Annotated in this window: 15 protein-coding genes and 1 pseudogene; 10 read left to right on the top strand and 6 right to left on the bottom strand. The window is 72.3% G+C overall.

The window, feature by feature from the left end; all coding sequences use genetic code 11:
* Positions 1 to 318: 318 nt before the first annotated feature.
* Positions 319 to 1,959 (bottom strand): MFS transporter, encoded by a 1,641-nt coding sequence (locus tag QRN89_RS02560; RefSeq protein WP_290347699.1) that lies wholly within the window; start codon positions 1,957 to 1,959, stop codon positions 319 to 321.
* Between the two features lie 236 nt (positions 1,960 to 2,195).
* On the opposite strand from QRN89_RS02560, the gene QRN89_RS02555 reads away from it, so the two are divergent.
* Complete coding sequence (locus QRN89_RS02555) at positions 2,196 to 2,486, top strand: DUF1876 domain-containing protein (RefSeq protein WP_290347698.1); 291 nt, start codon at positions 2,196 to 2,198, stop codon at positions 2,484 to 2,486.
* A 376-nt stretch (positions 2,487 to 2,862) separates the two neighbouring features.
* A complete protein-coding gene (locus QRN89_RS02550) occupies positions 2,863 to 4,599 on the top strand; it encodes a sensor histidine kinase (RefSeq protein ID WP_290347697.1) in 1,737 nt (578 codons plus the stop codon).
* 26 nt (positions 4,600 to 4,625) lie between these two features.
* Here QRN89_RS02550 and QRN89_RS02545 read toward each other — a convergent pair.
* The 4 genes and pseudogenes from QRN89_RS02545 to QRN89_RS02530 form a co-directional block, all read right to left on the bottom strand.
* Positions 4,626 to 4,823: pseudogene (locus QRN89_RS02545) on the bottom strand (hypothetical protein); the annotation flags it as partial.
* A 48-nt stretch (positions 4,824 to 4,871) separates the two neighbouring features.
* A complete protein-coding gene (locus QRN89_RS02540) occupies positions 4,872 to 5,564 on the bottom strand; it encodes a response regulator (protein WP_290347696.1) in 693 nt (230 codons plus the stop codon).
* A 216-nt stretch (positions 5,565 to 5,780) separates the two neighbouring features.
* Positions 5,781 to 6,296: a hydrogenase maturation protease gene (locus QRN89_RS02535; protein ID WP_290347695.1), complete on the bottom strand. Its 516-nt coding sequence runs from the start codon at positions 6,294 to 6,296 to the stop codon at positions 5,781 to 5,783.
* Positions 6,297 to 6,558: 262 nt separating this feature from the next.
* Complete coding sequence (locus QRN89_RS02530; RefSeq protein ID WP_290347694.1) at positions 6,559 to 8,646, bottom strand: PQQ-binding-like beta-propeller repeat protein; 2,088 nt, start codon at positions 8,644 to 8,646, stop codon at positions 6,559 to 6,561.
* A 676-nt stretch (positions 8,647 to 9,322) separates the two neighbouring features.
* Here QRN89_RS02530 and QRN89_RS02525 point away from each other — a divergent pair.
* A complete protein-coding gene (locus QRN89_RS02525) occupies positions 9,323 to 10,501 on the top strand; it encodes an acyl-CoA dehydrogenase family protein (RefSeq protein ID WP_290347693.1) in 1,179 nt (392 codons plus the stop codon).
* Between the two features lie 121 nt (positions 10,502 to 10,622).
* Here QRN89_RS02525 and QRN89_RS02520 read toward each other — a convergent pair whose 3' ends face one another.
* Positions 10,623 to 12,404 carry a PucR family transcriptional regulator gene (locus QRN89_RS02520; protein ID WP_290347692.1) on the bottom strand — a complete coding sequence of 594 codons (1,782 nt, stop codon included), beginning with the start codon at positions 12,402 to 12,404 and terminating at the stop codon, positions 10,623 to 10,625.
* 223 nt (positions 12,405 to 12,627) lie between these two features.
* Between QRN89_RS02520 and QRN89_RS02515 the strand changes: the two genes are divergently transcribed.
* From QRN89_RS02515 to trxA, 7 genes are read left to right on the top strand one after another with little or no spacing between them, the layout of a single operon-like run.
* Positions 12,628 to 13,116 carry a general stress protein gene (locus QRN89_RS02515; RefSeq protein ID WP_290347691.1) on the top strand — a complete coding sequence of 163 codons (489 nt, stop codon included), beginning with the start codon at positions 12,628 to 12,630 and terminating at the stop codon, positions 13,114 to 13,116.
* Between the two features lie 54 nt (positions 13,117 to 13,170).
* Entirely contained in the window at positions 13,171 to 15,075 is a 1,905-nt protein-coding gene (dnaK, locus tag QRN89_RS02510; protein WP_290347690.1) for a molecular chaperone DnaK, read from the top strand.
* A gap of 9 nt (positions 15,076 to 15,084) precedes the next feature.
* Positions 15,085 to 15,693, top strand: coding sequence for a nucleotide exchange factor GrpE (locus QRN89_RS02505; RefSeq protein ID WP_290347689.1), 609 nt, complete (start codon positions 15,085 to 15,087; stop codon positions 15,691 to 15,693).
* A gap of 6 nt (positions 15,694 to 15,699) precedes the next feature.
* A complete protein-coding gene (locus tag QRN89_RS02500; RefSeq protein ID WP_290347688.1) occupies positions 15,700 to 16,653 on the top strand; it encodes a DnaJ C-terminal domain-containing protein in 954 nt (317 codons plus the stop codon).
* Positions 16,650 to 17,057, top strand: a complete 408-nt coding sequence (locus tag QRN89_RS02495) for a chaperone modulator CbpM (protein WP_290347687.1) — start codon at positions 16,650 to 16,652, stop codon at positions 17,055 to 17,057. The genes QRN89_RS02500 and QRN89_RS02495 overlap by 4 nt, the downstream gene beginning before the upstream one ends.
* On the top strand, positions 17,048 to 19,687 hold the full coding sequence (gene clpB, locus QRN89_RS02490; RefSeq protein ID WP_290347686.1) for an ATP-dependent chaperone ClpB: 2,640 nt from the start codon (positions 17,048 to 17,050) through the stop codon (positions 19,685 to 19,687). The genes QRN89_RS02495 and clpB overlap by 10 nt, the downstream gene beginning before the upstream one ends.
* Entirely contained in the window at positions 19,684 to 20,142 is a 459-nt protein-coding gene (trxA, locus tag QRN89_RS02485) for a thioredoxin (RefSeq protein ID WP_290347685.1), read from the top strand. Before clpB ends, trxA begins: the two co-directional genes overlap by 4 nt.
* The last annotated feature ends 2 nt before the right edge of the window (positions 20,143 to 20,144 follow it).

Raw genomic sequence — 20,144 nt, 5'->3', positions numbered from 1 at the left:
CCGCCGCGGCCGCGGCCTGCTCGTGCGCGCCACCGCCGTGCCGCGGCACGGCGGTGGGGGCGTACCGCGGGGCGCGGCCCGCAGGCCCGGCCACCTCTGTCCGCCTCCCTGCGGCCTCCGCGCCGTGGGCGGTGCGCTCGTGAACCGCCGCCCCGGACGCCCCGCTCGTCCGTTGGATGCCGGTCCGGAACCTCGCGTGGACGTGAGCCGCCGGAGCCGCCGCGACGGAGCGGCATGCCCCGGGCCTGCCCACCACGGGCCTCCGCAGGCCGGCCCCTGCCGCCGGCGGGAACCGCGTGCCCTGCGCCACGGCGGGCCTCACACCGAGGACCGGTCGCCGTCGCCGTCGCCGTTGCCGTCGTCGCCGACGTCACCGTCCCGCTCCCGGGACGGCCTGCCGTCGGGCAGCCGGCGGGTGAACGGGAACGCCGCGAGCGTCACCCCGGCCGCCGTCAGGATGGCCGCCTTGAGGCTGCCCAGTTGGGCCTCGGCGTACGAGGACACGAGAGCGTCCACCTCGGCGGGCGGCAGCGCGGCCTGCTCGGCAGCGGCCCGAACCTGCTCGGTGCTCACGAAGCTGACCCCGGCCTCGATGGCGATGCCGGTCTGCTCCCGTGCGGCACCCGAGACGCGGGGGTCGTCCTCGATCCGCGTGGTGAACACCGCGACCAGCGCACCGATCAGGATCGAGCCCATGAGCGCCGTGCCCAAGGAGGATCCGAGGTTCTGGGCCGTGTACTGCAGACCGCCCGCCTCGCTGCGGTCCGCCTCCCCGACGCCGGACTGCACCACATTGCCGAGCTGCGACGCGAGCAGCCCCATGCCCAGACCGAGCACGGCCATCGACAGCGCGAACTGGACGTCGTCGAGCTGCGGCTCGATCCCCGCGAGCAGCCACAACACGGCGGCGAAGAGGACGAGCAGGCCGGTCCTGACCACCGTTCTCGGTCCCGCGATCCGGCCCAGGAACGGCCCGCTCAGGGAGGCGACGAGCATGGTGAGCGAGACGGGCAGCAGCCGGAGGCCGGTCTGGAAGGCGTCGAAGCCCAGGACGACCTGCAGATAGAGGGGGATGACGAAGAACAGTCCGAGCAGCACCAGGTTCTGGCACAGCAGCATGGCCAGTCCGGCACGCAGCGGGGGGATGCCGAAGAGGGAGAACCGTACGAGCGGGTCCCGGGCGCGCGCCTCCCGGCGGCGCTCCCACGCCCGGAACAGCATGAGAACGACCGCGCCCGCGGCGATGACGACGAGCGTCGGGGCGAAGCCGAACACCGTGAACGGGGCGTTGCGCGGCTGCACCCACCCCCAGGAACTGCTCTGCAGCACCCCCAGGACCACCAGCCCGAGGCCCACGGCGGACAGCGCGGCACCGACACCGTCGATCCGTACCCTGGGCCCGGTCGGGGGGCGGTCGTCGATCCAGCGCACGCAGCACAACAGCGCCAGGACCACGACGACCTCACCGGCGAAGACCACCCGCCAGGTCAGATAGGTCGTCACCCACCCTCCGAGGAGCGGACCCACCGCGATGCCGGCGCCCGCGAGCCCGCCGATGACGCCGTACGCGACGGCACGGTCGCGGCCGCGGTAGGCGCCCGCCACGAGGGCGGCCAGCGCGGGCAGGACCAGGGCGGCGCCGAGCCCCTCGACGACCGACCAGCCGACCGCCAGCACCCACAGCGTCGGGGCGACCGCCGTGAGCGCGGAGCCCGCCCCGTAGACGACCAGTCCCACCGCGAACGCCCGGCGTCGCCCGAACGCGTCCCCCAGCCGCCCTCCCGTGATCATGAACGCGGCCATGACCAGGGTGTAGAGGGTGATCACGGCCTGGATCGCGGTGACCTCCGTGTCGAAGTCCTCGACCAGACGGCTGATCGACACGCTCATCACCGAGGTGTCCAGCACCATGAGGAACTGGGCCGTCCCGAGGACGAGCAGGGCCCGCCACCGCCGCATGGCGCACCTCCGGCAGTCGGCAACCGTGGGACATCCAAGCTCAGCGTGCCAGCCGCCGTGACGGCGTGCGACTTCGGTGCCGGCAGCGGCGCGGCGCCCGAGCCGCGCGGTTCCCCCTGCGGCACGGTCGCGCAGGTGCACCGGCGCGGGGGATCCTGGAGCCAGGGCGGTGGCGCTGCGGCCCGGAGGGTGCCGGGGCGGGCGGTGCGGCCCGGACGCGGGCGAGGAGGTACGCGATGACACGGGCGCTCGAATGGAAGGTCCGGATGTACCTGTCCGAGGAGGACGGTACGACCAGGGCCAGGATGGAACTGGACACCGGCACGTCGAAGCTCACCGGCCGCGGGACCGCGCGCTGCAACCCGCAGGACGTGGACGTGCCCGAGATCGGCGACGAGCTCGCGGCGAGCCGGGCCATGACCGACCTCGCCCGGCAACTGATGCGGGTGGCCGACCAGGACCTGGAGGCGGTGGGCGCCGGGCCGGAGAGCACCGTCGCCGCTCCCTACGGCTGGCCCTCGGCCTAGGCGTACTGCCCTGTGAGGCCGGGTCCGCCCGCCCGGCGGAGCCCCGCACTGCGGGTACCCGGACCGTGCCGGGGCGATCGGGACCGTCGGGCCCTGGCGGGACCCGCCGGCCGGTGATTCCATGGAAGGGACGGAAAGGGCTTCTGCAGAGGACGCGGAGAAGCGGTCGGAACGCTCACCGCGCAATCAGGATCCACGAGAAGTGGATGAGCCCTTTCCGCCTTCCGTGTGCGGCAGGGGACCGGCACGAGGGGCCCCGGTGGCTCGGGCCACCGTTCCGTACGCGCTCCCGCCGCCCGCGCACCTCCACCTCCGCCGGGCTACCGTGAGAACTGCGCGTAGCGCGTCATGACCGTTCGACACCGGCGGAGGTGTCATGGGCGGGGACATCCGGAGCGGAGCGGTCCCGAGCGGGGGCCGGATCCCGCGACTGAGGTTCGACGAACTGCTCGAAGAGCTCCAGGTGCGCATCGACGAGGTGCGCGGCACCAGGGACAGGCTCAACGGCCTGCTGGAGGCCGTGCTCTCGGTGGGCCGCGGGCTGGACCTGTCGCAGGTGCTGCGGGAGATCGTCGGAGCGGCCGTCGTCCTCGTCGACGCCGAGTACGGGGCCCTCGGCGTGATCGGGGGCGACAAGCGCCTGTCGCAGTTCCTGCCCGTGGGGATCAGCGACGAACTGCGTGGACGGATCAGGGACCTGCCCTCCGGACACGGACTCCTCGGTGAGCTCGTCCGGCATCCCGCGCCGCTCCGGCTCGCCGAACTCGCCGACCACGAGGCGTCCTCCGGCTTCCCCGGGCACCACCCCTCCGAGCACTCGTTCCTCGGCGTCCCCATCAGGGTGCGCGACGAGGTGTTCGGAAACCTCTACCTCACCGGGAAGCGCGGTGGTGCGTCCTTCGACGACGAGGACGAAGCGGTCCTGTCGACGCTCGCCGTCGCGGCCGGAATCGCCATCGAGAACGCCCGGCTGTTCGAGGAGACCCGCTCCCGCGAGCAGTGGCTCGCCGCGAGCGCCGAGTGCACCAGCGCACTGCTTTCCGGTGCCTCGGAGTCCGAGGTGCTGGAGATGATGCTCGACCGGGCCCGACGGATCTCCTGCGCCGACCTCGGGCTCGTCTATCTCACCGAACCGGACGGGAACCTGCGCTGCGCCCTCGCGCACGGCGAGGGCGCCGAGCGCCATCTCGGCGTCGTACTGCCGAGCGGCGAGGGCACGCTCGCCAGGGCGGCGCTGCTCAGCGAGCACGGCATGATCACCACGCCGGACGCGGCGGACGACCCCCGGGTCACGTTCCGGCCGGAACGCTGGAAGGACTTCGGCGCGGTGATGGCGGTGCTGGTGGGCGCCCCGGAGAAGCTGCGCGGCGTGCTGATGCTGGCCCGCAGCTCGGGCCGGGCCGCGTTCGGCGACACCGAGACCGCGCCGCTGTCCGGGTTCGCCGGGCAGGCGGCCCTCGCCATGGAACTGGCCGACCGGCGCCGCGACGCCGAGCAGGTGAGCCTGCTCGCCGACCGGGACCGTATCGCCCGGGACCTGCACGACCTCGCCATCCAGCGGCTCTTCGCGACGGGGATGACGCTCCAGAGCGCCCGGCGCTTCGTGGACCATCCGGTTGCTGCCGAGCGGCTGGAGCGCGCCATCGACGACCTCGACTCCACGATCAAGATCATCCGTTCCACGATCTTCGGACTGCGCGAGCACGAGGCCACCGGTGTGCTGCCGGGCCTCCGGGCGCGCGCCGTACGGGCCGTCGAGGAAGCCACCCCGGTCCTCGGCTTCGCCCCCGCACTGCGCATGGAGGGCCTCATCGACACCGAGGTGCCGCGCCGGGTCGCCGACGAGGCCGTGGCGGTGCTCGGCGAGGCCCTGGCGAACGTCGCCCGCCACGCCCGGGCTTCGCGGGCGGAGGTCACCGTCGCGACGCGTGCCGACCGGATGTCCGTGACCGTGACCGACGACGGCATCGGCATCACCCCGCACGGGCGCCGCAGCGGACTGCGCAACATGGCCGAACGCGCCGAGAGGCTGTCCGGCGAGCTCGTCGCGACCCGCGGCATCGCGGGCGGCACCCGGCTGGTCTGGTCCGTACCGCTGCACGCCGACGGCTGAGGAGCTCCGCCCGGCCCGAGCAAGGCGCCCCCGACGTCCCCGAGGAGTCCGGCGACCCGCCCGATCTCCCCGGCCCCCGGCAGGAAACAGAGCACGTCCCCGTCCCGCTCGGCCAGAGCCCTGCGGACCACCGACGCCACATGGGCGAGCAGCGCCGGGTCGACCCGCATGCCGTGCGGGGGACGCACCGGGCGGCCGGCCGGCGCCCACACCACCTGCCGTGGCCGCTCCGGTGCGTCCGGTGCGTCGGGGCATCTGGCGCGTGCGGTGCGTCAGGCGCGCGGCTCGTCGTGTTCGTGGGCCTGCGCGGCGATGACCGCCGCCTGCACCCGCCGCTCCACGCCGAGCTTGGACAGCAGCCGCGAGATGTGGTTCTTGACCGTCTTCTCGGAGAGGTAGAGACGCTTGCCGATCTGCCGGTTCGTCAACCCCTCGCCGATCAGTTCCAGTACGTCGCGCTCCCGCTCCGAGAGCGCCGCGAGACGTCCGTCCTCGACCGGCTGCGCGGTCTCGGGGTCGCGGAGCGAGTGCATCAGCCGCGCCGTGGTCGCGGGATCGAGCATCGACTTCCCGGTCGCCACCGTCCGCACGGCCGAAATCAGGTCGGACCCCTTGATCTGCTTGAGCACATAGCCGGCGGCGCCCGCCATGATCGCGTCGAGCAGCGCGTCCTCGTCGTCGAAGGACGTCAGCATCAGACACGCGAGCTCCGGCATGCGGGAGCGCAGTTCGCGGCACACGGTGACGCCGTCGCCGTCGGGGAGCCGCACGTCCAGGACCGCGACGTGGGGGCGCAGCGCGGGCCCCCGGGCGAGGGCCTGCTCCGCACTCGCCGCCTCACCGACCACCTCCATGTCGGGTTCGGCATCGAGCATGTCGTGCAGCCCCCGACGGACGACCTCGTGGTCGTCCAGGAGGAACACCCTGATGGGCGACTCCTCGGAGAAGACCGGTGCCTCGGACATCTGAGCCCTCCTGGTGTGTCGTCCCACCTGATCACGTCGGCACCCGCGATCGCGGCAACAGGGCCGGACCCTGCATCTGCGCTCCCACCGCCGGAACACCGTCACCGGCCCTCCCGTACACACCCCCGTTCCCCGCCGGGCCGTCCCCGCCGCCCGGACGCGACACCCGGCGGCACCTCGCCGGGCGACCCGGAGCGGATCCGCCGCCGCCCCGGCTCACCAGGGACACGGCCGTACGGCCGCCGCCGGTGCCCACTCGCGGGCGAACTCCCGCTCCACGCAGTCGGCTAGGGGCTCGACCATGGCCGCGAGCGTCGGGGACAGGCCGGCGCCGAGCGACGAGTCGGCTCCCTGAACCGCGTAGACCACCAGCCGGTCCGGCAGTCTGCCGAGCAGCCGGGAGAGCTCCACGGCCTCGCTCAGCACGCGGCTGTGCGGTTCGCCCCGTACGGCCGGGGCTGTCCCGTCCGCGTGGAACTCGCTGCGGACCACCCTGCCCGGCTCACCGGGATACGCGTGCGCGCTGGTCACGACCACCGCCAGATCAACGTCGCGCCACAGGCCCACCAGCCGTGCGGGCTCCCCGTCGCAGGTTGCGAGGTCGACCTCCGGGGGGAGGGGCCGCTCGACGGCGCGTTCGCGCACGGCGTCGACGACGGCCCACCCCACTCCGTCGTCCCGTCTGGAGTCGCTTCCCAGCCCGATGAGCGCGATACGTGTACGGAGATCCATGGCGTGGCTCCTGTCGTGCTCCCACCACGCTGGCCCGCCCGCGCACCGGCGCACATGGGCCGAACGGCCCCATCGGCGGGACCACCTCGTCCCGACCGGGCGTACGGGGCCCACCGGCACGGGCCGGCGGCCCCGCGTCGAACGGCGCGGGGCCCGCCGGAGCGGCGCCGTTCCCGGCGTCGCCGTCTTCCCTTGCCGCCTTCCTCGGCGTTCCCGCGCGGGGGCCGCCGTTGTCGCCGTCGTCGTCCTGGCCCTTCCCGCCTCAGTTGGCCAGCAGCGACTCCAGGACCGCTTCGTCCGGCGGGTTGATCCCCGCCCGGTTCAGGGAGACGCAGTCCGGGTCGAGGCGCAGCCGCGCCAGCTCCCGGCCGGACACGCCCCAGGCGTGCCAGGACCACCGCTCCCAGGCCAGCTGCGGCGGGTTGTACCAGCCGTCGCCGAGACCGGAGAGGACGGGCTGGGCCTCGTCGAGGTCGGGTCCGATCCGGTACACCAGGCCGCCGAAGACGGAGGCGAAGACCTCCCCGCGGTGCACGGTCAGCTCGCCGTAGCTCGGCAGCTTCCCCGACCGCAGTACCGTCCGGGTCTCGAGGTCCATGGCGAACCAGGTGCCGGCCAGACGCTTGTAGACCCCGTACAGCACTCCGTCCAGGACCTCGATGTGCTGCAGGCTCGCGTAGCCCTCGAACGGCGCGACCTCCCACAGCACCTTGCGGCGCCACAGGTCGAAGGCGACGATCGTCGCGCTCGGCCGGGCGGGGGTCACGCTCCCGCCGCCCCAGGTGTCACCGGCGAGGTACGCGATCCGGGCGCCCAGCCGGTCGTCCAGGGCCAGGGACATCACGCTCTGGTCCGTGATCACGTCGTGGTACACGGTCAGCCGCCGTCTCGCCCGGTCCGCCAGGGTCAGCGCTCCCTTGAGCCGGCCGGCCGGCGGGGCGGACGCGATCAGGAACTGGTCGATCGCCCGCGCGTACACCATGTCCGTCGGCCGCTGCTGGTCGTTGTCGATGAACCCGAGCGACCGGACCCTGCCGCGGTCCGGGTCGAGCTCCAGCACCTCCGTGCTCGGGTAGAGCGCCGCGTAGACGCGGTCGCCGGCCGTGCGCAGCTGCTTCGGCTCGCCCGACACGGGGATCCGCCGGCTCGTGCCCTGGGCGGGACGGTGGGTCGTGATGGAGAAGTGCCCGCCGACGTGCACCGCCCCGCGCGTGCCCATGGTCAGCGACTGCACGGGGTCCGGACCCGCCATCGCCGTGTCGATGAGTTCCAGCGTGGTCGACCCGCCGTCGTCGAGATCCAGCCACCACAGCCGGCCGCTGCCCGCACCGCCCAGCAGTCTGCCGTCCGGGAGCGGGAAGAGCGCACGGTGCTCGTCCAGCGGCGTGGGCGCGGCGACCGGCACGAGGGCGTCGCCGTCGCGGCGGTAGACCGTGCCCGTCGGCCGGCCGACGCAGTACACCGTGCCGTCGTCGGTCGAGGTGATCGCGTCGACCAGGCGCTCCGCGGCCGGTATCGGGATGACCCGCGCGTCGCTCCCGTCGGGTGCCAGGTCCACGACGGACCTGCCGAACCCGCCGACCACGCGTCCGCCCCGGGCGAGCAGACACGCGGCCCCGCCGTACGGCGTCGGCGTGATGGACCGCTTCGCGCCGGTGGCCCGGTCGTACGCCACGATGTGGCCGAGGGGGAGCGTGCCCGCGTAGACGTAGCGGTCGTCGGCGGCGATCGCGCGCACGTACTGCTCACCGGGCCTCGCGACACCCAGGTTGCGCAGCACGCCGGTCGCCGGGGAGTACTCCCAGACCTCGCCGCGCGGATAGGTGCCCGCGTACACCGTCCCGTCCGGAGCCGTCGTCAGGCACCAGACGAAACCGCCCGACGGCCCTATCGTGCCGAGCTGGGTCACCGACCCCGTCGCCGGGTCGAAGCGGTAGAGGTCCGGGACCGGGTACGTGCCCACGTACACCTGTCCTCCGGAGACCGTCGCCGCCCAGCCGCCCTCGCCGCGCGTGAGCCGTACCGTCCTCGTGAGTTTCCCCGACGCCAGGTCGATCTCGCCCAGCAGCGGAGGGTTCTGACCACGTGCCACGACATAGGCGTGACCGCCCAGGACGGTCATGCCGACGATCGCCGCCGTGTACGTCGCTATGCCGTACGTCGAGACCGCCGGACCCGAACAGTGCCCGGCCGTGCCGGCCGAGGCCGCTCTGCTCTCCGGGCCCGGGGCGCCCGGCGCACCCGTGCCGTCGGCCGTGCGGGCATGAGCGGCGGCCGGGCCGAGCACGGGCCCCACCACCGACGCCGCGACGAGCCCGGCTCCGGCGTGCAGTAACCGCCTGCGTTCCATGCGAGCCTCCCAGGGGATGCGGACCGTTCCCTAGAGGATGACCAGCGGCTTCTCCGGAAACACCTTGCCACGAGAGGTTTTTGATGCAGTTTCAGCCAGTCGCCGGAAAGCGGGGCGGATGGGGCGCGGGTGCCGGCCATGAGGTCGCGGGTGGAGGAGCGGCGGGGGAGGACCGGCCGGGGTGACCCGTACGGCGCATGCGTCGCCCGTGTGCCACGAGGTGTCACCTTCCTCGAGGGCTGTGGATCGCGCTCCTGTGGCGGTGGGATCCGGAGGGGCGCGAGTGACCGTACCCGGGCCCGGATGGACGCGCCCCTGGGCGGTGCGCGGGACCGGACGGGCTCGCCGCGCCCCTGGGCCGGACGCCGGGCCCGGACGGCCTCGCCGTGCGACGTCGGTGCGCCCGGTGCGCACGGCGACCTACCGGGCGCACCGGCGAGTCCGTCGTCCTGCGGACGCACGTACGGGCCGTCGGCGCTCCGCCCCGTCCGTACGCATGAACGGCGAGATCCGGACACGGAGGGGCCGGGGCGGCATGCCCGCGCCGACCCCGCCGGGTGCCGCCGCGACCGCCCTCCCGTATCCGGCCGCGCACGTCTCTTCCGGATTCCTGGAACGCGTTCTACTCTGTGCCGCCGCAGGGACGCACGCCGGCACGAGACGCCTGGAGGGACCCGTGCACCTGGAATACACGCCGGGACAGCAGCGGTTGCGCGCCGAGCTGCGTGACTACTTCGACGGACTCGTCCCCGACAACGCCTACGCCCGCTACGGGGACCCCGCCGCGCAGAAGCGCTTCTACCGGGAGACGATCCGCCGCCTCGGCACCGACGGATGGCTCGGCGTCGGCTGGCCGGAGGAGTACGGCGGACGCGGGATGACGCCGATGGAACAGTTCATCTTCTTCGACGAGGCGGCGCAGGCGGGAGTGCCGCTCCCGCTCATGGCGCTGAACACCGTCGGCCCGACGATCATGCAGTACGGCACCGACGAGCAGAAGGCGTACTTCCTGCCCCGGATCCTCTCCGGCGAGATCGACTTCGCCATCGGCTACAGCGAGCCGGGCGCGGGCACCGATCTCGCCGCGCTCAGGACCCGTGCCGTACGCGACGGCGACACGTACGTCGTCAACGGCCAGAAGATCTGGACCACCAACGGCGACACCGCCGACTGGGTGTGGCTCGCGGTCCGCACCGACCCGGACGCCCCGCCGCACAAGGGCATCACCATGCTGCTCGTGCCGACCTCCGACCCGGGCTACTCCTGCACGGTCATCAACACCCTCGCCTCTCACGACACCACCGCCAGCCACTACGAGGACGTCCGGGTGCCCGTCTCCCGCCGCGTGGGCGAGGAGAACAAGGGATGGCGGCTGATCACCAACCAGCTCAACCACGAGCGCGTCACCCTCGCAGCCCACGGCACCATGGCCATCCGCGCCCTCCAGGACGTCCAGCGCTGGGCGGCGGGGACCAAGCTCGCCGACGGGCGGCGCGTGATCGACCTCGGCTGGGTGCGGGGGCGCCTCGCCCGCACGCACACCCGGCTCGACGCGATGAAGCTGCTCAACTGGCAGATGGTCGGCGCCGTCCAGAACGGCACGCTGACCCCGCAGGACGCCTCTGCGGTGAAGGTGTACGGATCCGAGGCCCGCCGTGACGCCTACGCCTGGCTGATGGAGGTCGTCGGGGCGGCGGGCCCGCTCAAGGAGGGCTCGGCCGGAGCCGTCCTCCACGGCGAGCTGGAGCGCGGCTACCGGTCCGCCGTGATCTTCACCTTCGGCGGCGGCAACAACGAGATCCAGCGCGAGATCATCTCCTGGATCGGACTCGGCATGCCGCGCGTGCGGCGCTGAAGCCCCGCTGCGAGGCCGCCGCCGGTGGTCTTCGTGATGCCGGACGAGCCATTTCGGCGGAGCGCAGCCTGATCCTTACGGTGATGGGGACAGCGGATCCGGCCCCGCGGTCGTGGGTGCCTCAACCGGGTCCACCCAGCATGATCTTCCACACCCGGGTCGCGACCTGCAGGTTGAGGCGGTCCTCCACGTTCGTGAGGTCATGGTCGCTGAGCTCGCGGATGCGCTGGAGCCGGTAGCGGAGCGTGCTCCGGTGGATCGCGAGGGATTCGGCGGTCTCGGCGTAGTTGCCGCCGCAGTCGAAGTACCGGGACAGGGTCTCCACGAGCGCCGTCCGGTGCCGGCCGTCGTAGTCGATGAGCTGTCCGAGCCATTCCCGTACGAACGCCTCCAGCTCCCGGTATTCGTTTCCGGGCCCGAGGATGCGGTAGAGGCCCAGATCGTCGAAGAACGTCGTGCCGTATCGCCCTGGGGACCGTCGGCCTACCTCCAGGGCACGTAGTGCCTCCTGGTAGCGGCCGGGGATGCCGTCCGGGGTGTCGCACCGGGCGCTCACCCCGATCGTCCCGTCCGGTGTCCCGGTCTCCCGGGCGAGCGTCTCGTACAAGGCGTGGTCCTGGGGCCTGCCGTCGGCGACCAGGACCACGTGGTCGGCGCGCCCGGTCACCAGCGACGGCATGCCCACGGCCGATGCCGCCCGGTCCACGGTCCGCGCGAAAGCGTCGTCCGCGGCCCGGCTCGGCCACTGCACGACTACCACGTACTGCGTGCGGTGCAGGTCGTGTCCGAACGCCTCGGACCGGGCGTAGGCGCTCGCCTGGTCCGTGCCTGCCAGAAGATCGTCGACCAGGTCGCGGCGCAGTCTCAGCTCCAGCTCCGCCAGATGGCGCAGGTGCGACAGTGCCAGGGCGAGGTAGGCGGCGGCGTGCTCCAGGGCGAACACGGTGTACTCGTCGGCGTCGTCCCGGGGATCGACCAGGGCCAGCAGGCCGAGGACCTCGCCGTGGGGGCGGACCAGGGAGATCAGCCGGTCCTTGATCCGCACGGGTCCGCCTGTCCGGGCCACCGCCTGGAGCATCTCCTCATGGCGTGGGGGGTCCGGTTCCGGATAGGGGTCGGGCCGGCCGGGACCGGTCCAGGACCGCAGTCGGCCGAAGCGGTCCTCCACCAGCACGGGAAGTCCGGTGAGCTCGTGCAGTGCGCTGGTGACGGCCTCCTCGCCGCCGCCCGAGGCCGCGATCTCGGCGAGGGCCGCGTGCACGGCCCGCTGGTATCCCACCTCGACCACAAGGGAGATCAGCCGCCGCTGGAGGGTTGCCCGTTCCCGTCGCAGTCGGTGCAGCTCCAGGGCGTCTTCCCGCCGGCGGCGGTGCGCGACGGCGACCGACAGGGCCGCGGCGGTGTGGCGTACGAGCGTGGCGAGCAGGACGTGCTGGGCCTCGGTGGGCCGGGAGCGGGACGTCACCACGAGGTAGCCGTGCAGTCCATCGGGTCCGCGCAGGGCCAGGGCCCGGCCCCAGGACCGGCCGGGAACGGTCACGGGGCCGTCCCGACCCGTCAGCTCTCGCACCGTCCGGTCGACGGCTGACGAATGGCCCGGCCCGATCCGCGGGCTGGGGACCAGATGGCCTTCCACCCTGAGGTATCCGGCCTCGGCTCTGTAGGGGCCGACGGCGGACACGTGGTCCATGGCCAGGCGCAGGACCTCGCCTTCGTCCCGGGTGTCGAACAGGGCGCGCGAGACTGCGGGCAGTCCGTGGGATGTCGGGTCGGCCCGGGCGGGAAGGGGCGGGCGGGACCCTCTCCGCGAGATCACAACGGGGTGCCGCCCGGGACAGTCCCCCGGAAGGCTGCCTTCCCCGTCGGGACAGCGTCGGGACTCGTTCCGGGCCCAGTCGGCCATGGGATCACTCCGTTCCCCGAGCCCTGAGAGAGGTGACAGCGGCACTTCCTGTACGCCTCTCGGACCAAATTTACCCGAGATGTTCGGAGTCTTCGTCTGGTGCTCGGGGGGCGACGGGTCCCGTTGTTCTTTGACCTCCCGGGGGCAGGCGTAACGCTGCTCGGTCCGCGAGCCTGGGACATGCCCGGGGCCGCAGTACTCACCGGTAGGAAGGACTGGGGTGATGACCGAGCAGCCTCGTAGGTCCGTTGCCACGTACGAGACGTACCAAGAAGCCGAACGCGCCGTCGACCACCTCGCGGACCAGGGGTTTCCCGTTCAGAGGGTGGCCATCATCGGCCAGGACGTCCGCCTCGTCGAGCAGGTCGTCGGCCGTATGGACTACGGCAGGGCCGCCCTGAACGGAGCGGCGAGCGGGGCCCTTCCCGGTGCCCTGATCGGCTGGCTCTTCGGCCTGTTCGACTGGGTGAACCCCCTCGTCTCCGCCCTGCTCGTCGCCCTCTACGGCCTGATTTTCGGAGCGATCCTGGGCGCGCTGTTCGGCATGTTGCTGCACGCCCTGCAGGGCGGCCGCCGCGACTTCGCCTCCGTCCGCTCGATGGAGCCCAGCCGGTACGACGTCCTCGTCGACGAAGCGGTCGCCGACGAGGCCGTACGGCTGCTCGGTGGGCTGCAGACCACCGGCGCCGGCGGACGTCCCACCCCCACCTGATCGAAATCGGATCCGCAGTGTCGGCGCATGCCGCCGCACCGGGAGGAGTTCCTCATGGCCAAGGCAGTGGGCATCGACCTGGGCACCACGAACTCGGTGATCGCCGTGTGGGAGGGCGGCGAACCTTCGGTCGTGCCCAACAGCGAAGGCAGCCGTACGACACCGTCCGTGGTGGCCTTCACCGACACCGGGGAGCGTCTGGTGGGCCAGCTGGCCCGGCGCCAGGCGATCCTCAATCCCAAGGGCACCATCTACTCGGCCAAGCGCTTCATCGGCCGGCACTTCGACGAGATCCCGGACGAGGCCAGAGCCGTGGCGTACGACGTCGTCGAGGGCCCGGGCGGCGTCGCCCGCTTCAAGGTGCGCGACAAGCTCTATGCGCCGGAGGAGATCAGTGCCCTGGTGCTGCGCAAGCTCGCCGACGACGCCTCGAAGCAGCTCGGGGAGCGGGTCACGGAGGCGGTGATCACCGTGCCCGCCTACTTCAACGACGCCCAGCGCACCGCCACGAAGGATGCCGGACGGATCGCGGGTCTTGAGGTGCTGCGGATCATCAACGAGCCGACCGCGGCGGCCCTCGCGTACGGCATGGACAAGAAGCAGCACGAGACGGTGCTGGTCTTCGACCTCGGCGGCGGCACCTTCGATGTGAGCATCCTCGACGTCGGCGACGGCGTGGTGGAGGTGCGGTCCACAGCGGGCGACAGTCACCTGGGCGGTGACGACTTCGACCGGCGTCTGGTGGACTACCTCGCGGACGACTTCCAGAAGGAGAACGGCATCGATCTGCGCAAGGATCCGCAGGCCCTGCAACGTCTGTTCGAGGCGGCGGAGAAGGCCAAAACCGAGCTCAGTTCGGTGACGCAGACGCAGGTCAACCTGCCGTTCATCACCGCCGACGCCTCGGGCCCCAAGCACCTCACCGACTCGATCATGCGCTCCACGTTCGAGCAGACCACCAGCGACCTGGTGGAGCGGTGCCTGGGCCCGGTCCAGCAGGCCATGGCCGACGCCAAGGTCGGCGAGAGCGACATCGACGAGGTCATCCTCGTCGGGGGATCCACCCGCATCCCCGCCGTCCAGGCCCTCGTGCGCCGGCTGACGGGCGGCAAGGAACCCAACATGAGCGTCAACCCCGACGAGGTCGTGGCCCTGGGCGCCGCGATCCAGGCCGGGGTACTCAAGGGCGAGGTCAAGGACGTCCTGCTGCTCGATGTCACACCCCTGTCGCTGGGTGTCGAGACACGCGGCGGCGTGATGACGAAGATCATCGAACGGAACACCACCATCCCGGTGCGCCGCACCGAGACCTTCTCCACCGCCGAGGACGACCAGCCCGCCGTCGACATCGTTGTCCTTCAGGGCGAGCGCGAACGGGCCGCCGACAACCGGGTGCTCGGCCGCTTCCAGCTCACCGACATCCGTCCGGCGCCGCGCGGCGAGCCGCAGATCGAGGTCACCTTCGACGTCGACGCCAACGGCATTCTCAACGTCAAGGCGCGCGACGGGGACACCGGCAAGGAACAGGGCATCACCATCACCGAGAGCTCCAACCTCGACCGCGGCGAGGTCGAACGCATGGTCCAGGAGGCCGAGCGCAACCGGGGCCAGGACCAGGCGCTGCGCGAGGCCGTCGACGCCCGCAACGAGCTCGACGCCGTCGCGTACCAGGTCGAGAGGCGCCTCGCCGAGCTCGGCGACGCCGCACCCGCGCACGAGAAGGCACGCGCCGAGATGCTGGTGGCGGACGCCCGGGAGGCGGTCAAGGAGGAGGCGGGCGTGGAGCGGGTGCGGCCCCTGACCTCCGAACTCCAGCAGCTGCTGGCAGGGCTGGCGGCGCATCAGGTCGGCGCCGCCACGGGTGGTCCCGGCCAGGACACCACCGGGGGCGACACGACCGGCGGCGGCCCGAGCGGCGTTGACGAGGACGTCATCGACGCCGAGTTCGACAAGAGCTGAGGAAGCGCCATGCCGAGCCACCCCAGGGAACCCGACCCGGCCGTGCCGGACCAGACCGGCTCGGCCCCGGAGGGCGCCGTGCACCCTCCCCGCGGGGATCTTCCGCGCGGGGGCCCGCCGAACGGGCCTGCGGACGGGGAACCCGGCCCCGACGCGGTCGGCGGTCCCGCACCGTCCGAGGACGAGTACACGGCCGAGCTCCAGGAACTCGAGGACCGCTGGCGGCGCGCGCTCGCCGACCTCGACAACCTCCGCAAGCGCCACGCCAGGGAACTGCAGCGGGAGCGGAGCGTCGAGCGTGCTCGTACGGCCGCCGCCTTCCTGCCCGTCCTGGACAACCTCGAACTCGCCCTGGCCCACGCCGGAGCCGACGCCGGCGCGATCGTGGAGGGCGTCCGGGCGGTCCGCGACCAGGCGGTGAACGTCCTCGAACTGCTCGGCTACCCGCGGCACGCGGAAACTGGCGTCGCCTTCGACCCGGCCCGGCACGAGGTGGTCGGCGTCGTCCACGACCCCGACGCCGTACCGGGCACCGTCGTCAAGGTGCTGCGCCCGGGCTACGGGGACGGCGAACGGCAGCTCAGGCCCGCCGCCGTGACCGTCGCGAAGCGGGAGTGAGCGGTCATGGCACGGGACTTCTACGAGGTACTGGGCGTGTCGAGGACCGCGAGCCAGGACGAGATCCAGCAGGCATATCGCAAGCTCGCCCGCAAGTACCACCCCGACGTCAACAAGGACCCGGGGGCGGAGGAACGCTTCAAGGACCTCAACGAGGCATACAGCGTCCTTTCGGACCCGAAGACCCGGGCCCGCTACGACCGCTTCGGTGAGGACTTCCGCAAGATCCCCGAGGACTTCGACGAACGGGTCGCGGCCGGAGCGGGCGGCGGCTTCCGCGCTCGGAGGACCGCGGGCGCGGGCGGCCCCCGTGTCCGGTACACCACCGGTTTCGGCGACGACTTCGCGGCGGAGGGCATCGACATCGAGGACCTGCTCGGCTCGCTCTTCGGAGCAGGCGCCGCCCCCGGCGGTGTACCGGGAGCCGACCAGGAGGCCGAGCTGCCGCTCACCGTCGAGGAGGCGTACAGGGGCGGCCGCCGCACCGTCACGCTCGCCGGTCCGACCGGGCAGCCGCGGCAGTACAGCGTCGATGTACCGCCCGGCGTAACCGACGGGCAGCGCATCCGCCTGGCCGGCGAGGGCGGCCGCGGCGGCGGTGACGCACCCGCAGGAGACCTGTACCTGCGGGTCCGTGTCCAGCCCCACCCCAAGTTCCGACTGGACGGCCGCGACGTCCACGTACAGGTCCCCGTCACCCCCTGGGAGGCGGCCCTGGGCGCGACCGTGCCGGTGCCCACCCCCGGCGGCGGCACGGCCAAGGTCACCGTGCCCGCGGGCTCCTCCAGCGGCCGGCGGCTGCGGCTGCGCGGCGAGGGCATGCCGAACCCGCGCGGCGCCAACGGCGACCTGTACGCCGAACTCCGCATCATGGTGCCGCCCACCCTGGGCGACCGGGAGCGCGAGCTGTTCGAGGAGCTCGCCGCCACCTCTTCGTACGACCCCAGGAGGTCGCGATGAGCCACCGACCCTCAGGACCGGCGACCGGCGGCCGGACCGCCCGGGCCGACGCGGGCGAGCGTCCCGTACGGACGAGCGCCGACGCCACGGCCGTGCGCTACGCGCTCGTGCCCGTGCCCAGGCTGTCCGTGGACGCCGTGGCCCGCCGCTCGGGCCTCCACCCCGACCTGGTCCGCCGGTTCGTGGCCCTCGGACTGGTCGACGCCGAGCGCGACGCCTCGGGGCGCCTGGTGTTCGACACCAACGCTCCGGCGGTCCTCGCCCGCGTCCAGCGGCTGCGCTCCGGGCTCTGCCTCAACTACGCATCCATCGGTCTGGTGCTCGACCTGCTCGACCGCATCAGCCTGCTCGAAGCCGCACTGCGCGCCCGCGGCAGGAGGAGTGACTCACCCCCATGGACATGAACCGTCTCACTCAGAAGTCCCAGGAAGCCCTCCAGGAGGCGCAGACCGCCGCCGTCCGCATGGGCCAGACCGAGGTCGACGGTGAGCACTTGCTGCTCTCGCTCCTCGACCAGGAGGGCGGCCTGATCCCCCGGCTGCTGCAGCAGCCGGGCAGGGAGCCCAGCGAGCTTCGGGCGGCCGTGCGCGACGAGCTTTCGCGCCGCCCCAGGGTTACCGGACCCGGCGCGGCCCCCGGTCAGGTGTTCGTCACCCAGCGGCTCGCGCGCCTGCTGGACGCGGCCGAGCGGGAGGCCAAACGACTCAAGGACGAGTACGTGTCCGTGGAGCACCTCCTGCTCGCCCTGGCCGAGGAGGGCTCGTCCACCGCCGCCGGACGGCTGCTCAAGGAGCACGGCATCACCAGGGACTCGTTCCTGAGCGCGCTCACCCAGATCCGCGGCAACCAGCGTGTGACCTCGGCCAACCCCGAAGTGGCGTACGAGGCCCTGGAGAAGTACGGCCGGGACCTGGTCGCCGAGGCCAGGGAGGGAAGACTCGACCCGGTCATCGGCCGGGACGCCGAGATCCGCCGCGTCACCCAGATCCTCAGCCGCAAGACCAAGAACAACCCCGTCCTCATCGGCGACCCCGGCGTCGGCAAGACCGCCATCGTCGAGGGCCTCTCCCAGCGCATCGTCCGCGGCGACGTGCCCGAAGGACTGCGCGACAAGATCGTGTTCGCCCTCGACATGGGCTCCCTGGTCGCCGGCGCCAAGTACCGCGGTGAGTTCGAGGAACGTCTCAAGGCCGTGCTCAGCGAGGTCAAGGCCGCCCAGGGCCGCATCCTGCTCTTCGTCGACGAACTGCACACCGTCGTCGGCGCGGGCGCCGCCGAAGGGGCCATGGACGCGGGCAACATGCTCAAGCCGATGCTCGCCCGCGGCGAACTCCACATGATCGGCGCCACCACCCTCGACGAGTACCGCAAGCACATCGAGAAGGACGCCGCCCTCGAACGCCGCTTCCAGCAGGTCCAGGTCGACGAGCCGAGCGTGGAGGACACCATCTCCATCCTGCGCGGACTGCGCGAACGCCTGGAGGTCTTCCACGGCGTGAAAATCCAGGACACCGCTCTGGTCTCCGCGGCCACCCTCAGCCACCGCTACATCACCGATCGATTCCTGCCCGACAAGGCCATCGACCTCGTCGACGAGGCGTGCGCCCGGTTGCGGACCGAGATCGACTCGATGCCCGCCGAACTCGACGAGATCACCCGCCGCGTCACCCGCCTGGAGATCGAGGAGGCGGCCCTCTCCAAGGAGACCGACCCCGCCAGCAAGGCTCGCCTGGAGGAGCTGCGCAGGGAACTGGCCGACCTGCGCGGCGAGGCCGACGCCAAACACGCCCAGTGGGAGGCCGAACGGCAGGCGATCCGCCGGGTGCAGGAACTGCGCCAGGAACTGGAGCAGGTCCGCCACGAGGCGGAGGAGGCCGAACGCGCCTACGACCTCAACCGCGCCGCCGAACTCCGCTACGGCCGCCTCCAGGACCTGGAGCGCCGACTCGCCGCAGAGGAGGAGCAACTGGCCGCCAAACAAGGGCAGGAGCGGCTGCTGCGCGAGGTCGTCACCGAGGAGGAGATCGCCGAGATCGTCGCCGCCTGGACCGGCATCCCCGTCGCCCGCCTCCAAGAGGGCGAACGCGAGAAACTGCTGCGCCTCGACGAGATCCTGCGCGAGCGCGTCATCGGCCAGGACGAGGCCGTCAAGCTCGTCGCCGACGCCATCATCCGCGCCCGCTCCGGCATCCGCGACCCTCGCCGCCCCATCGGCTCGTTCATCTTCCTCGGCCCCACCGGCGTCGGGAAGACGGAGCTGGCCAAGACCCTCGCCCGGTCCCTGTTCGACTCCGAGGAGAACATGGTCCGCCTCGACATGAGTGAGTACCAGGAGCGGCACACCGTCAGCCGGCTGATGGGCGCACCGCCCGGATACGTCGGCTACGAGGAGGGTGGTCAGCTCACCGAGGCCGTACGCCGCAAGCCGTACTCGGTGGTGCTGTTCGACGAGGTCGAGAAGGCGCACCCCGATGTCTTCAACACCCTGCTGCAGATCCTCGATGACGGCCGCATCACCGATGCGCAGGGCCGGACGGTCGACTTCCGCAACACCGTGATCATCATGACGTCCAACATCGGCTCCGAGCACCTCCTCGACGGGGCCACCGCCGAGGGTGAGATCAAGCCGGACGCCCGTGCCCTGGTGATGGGCGAGCTGCGCGGGCACTTCCGCCCGGAGTTCCTCAACCGCGTCGACGACATCGTGCTGTTCAAGCCGCTCGGTGAGCGGCAGATCGAGCGGATCGTGGAGCTGCAGTTCGACGAGCTGCGGCAGCGGCTCGCCGAGCGCCGTATCACCGTAGAACTCACCGACGGCGCTCGGGAGTTGATCGCCCACCAGGGCTACGACCCGGTGTACGGGGCCCGGCCGCTGCGGCGCTACATCTCCCACGAGGTCGAGACGCTCGTCGGGCGTGCCCTGCTGCGCGGCGACGTCCAGGACGGCGCGACGGTCCGCGTCGACGCCGAGCACGGAGAGTTGGTGGTCACCTACGATCAGCCGGAGGGAGCTCGGGAAGCGAGGGCGGCGTGAACACCACCCGAACGACGACGGTGACCTGCCCGAACTGTGAGCGCGGGAACCGGGTTCCCGTGGCCGCCGAGGGACGCCCCAAGTGCGGTCACTGCAAGCAGCCCCTGCCCTGGATCGTCGACGCGGGCGACGACGACTTCGCCGAGGTCGCCGACAACGCCACCATGCCCGTCCTGGTCGATCTCTGGGCCACCTGGTGCGGTCCCTGCCGCATGGTCAGCCCCGCCCTCGAACAGGTCGCCCTCGACCTCGCCGGACGGATCAAGCTCGTAAAGGTCGACGTCGATCGGAACCCGCGGCTCAGCCGGCGGTTCGAGGTGCAGGCGGTGCCCACGCTGCTCGTCCTGGACAAGGGCGAGACGGTCGCCCGGCAGGCCGGGGCGGCACCCGCGCACGTTTTGCGTGAGTGGGTCGAACAGGCCGTGGCGGGCCGGCAAACCGCCGCGGGAGGGTGAAC

The sequence above is a fragment of the Streptomyces sp. HUAS CB01 genome, assembly GCF_030406905.1.
GTDB classification, from domain to species: domain Bacteria; phylum Actinomycetota; class Actinomycetes; order Streptomycetales; family Streptomycetaceae; genus Streptomyces; species Streptomyces chengbuensis.
This window is presented reverse-complemented; position numbering and strand designations above follow the sequence as displayed.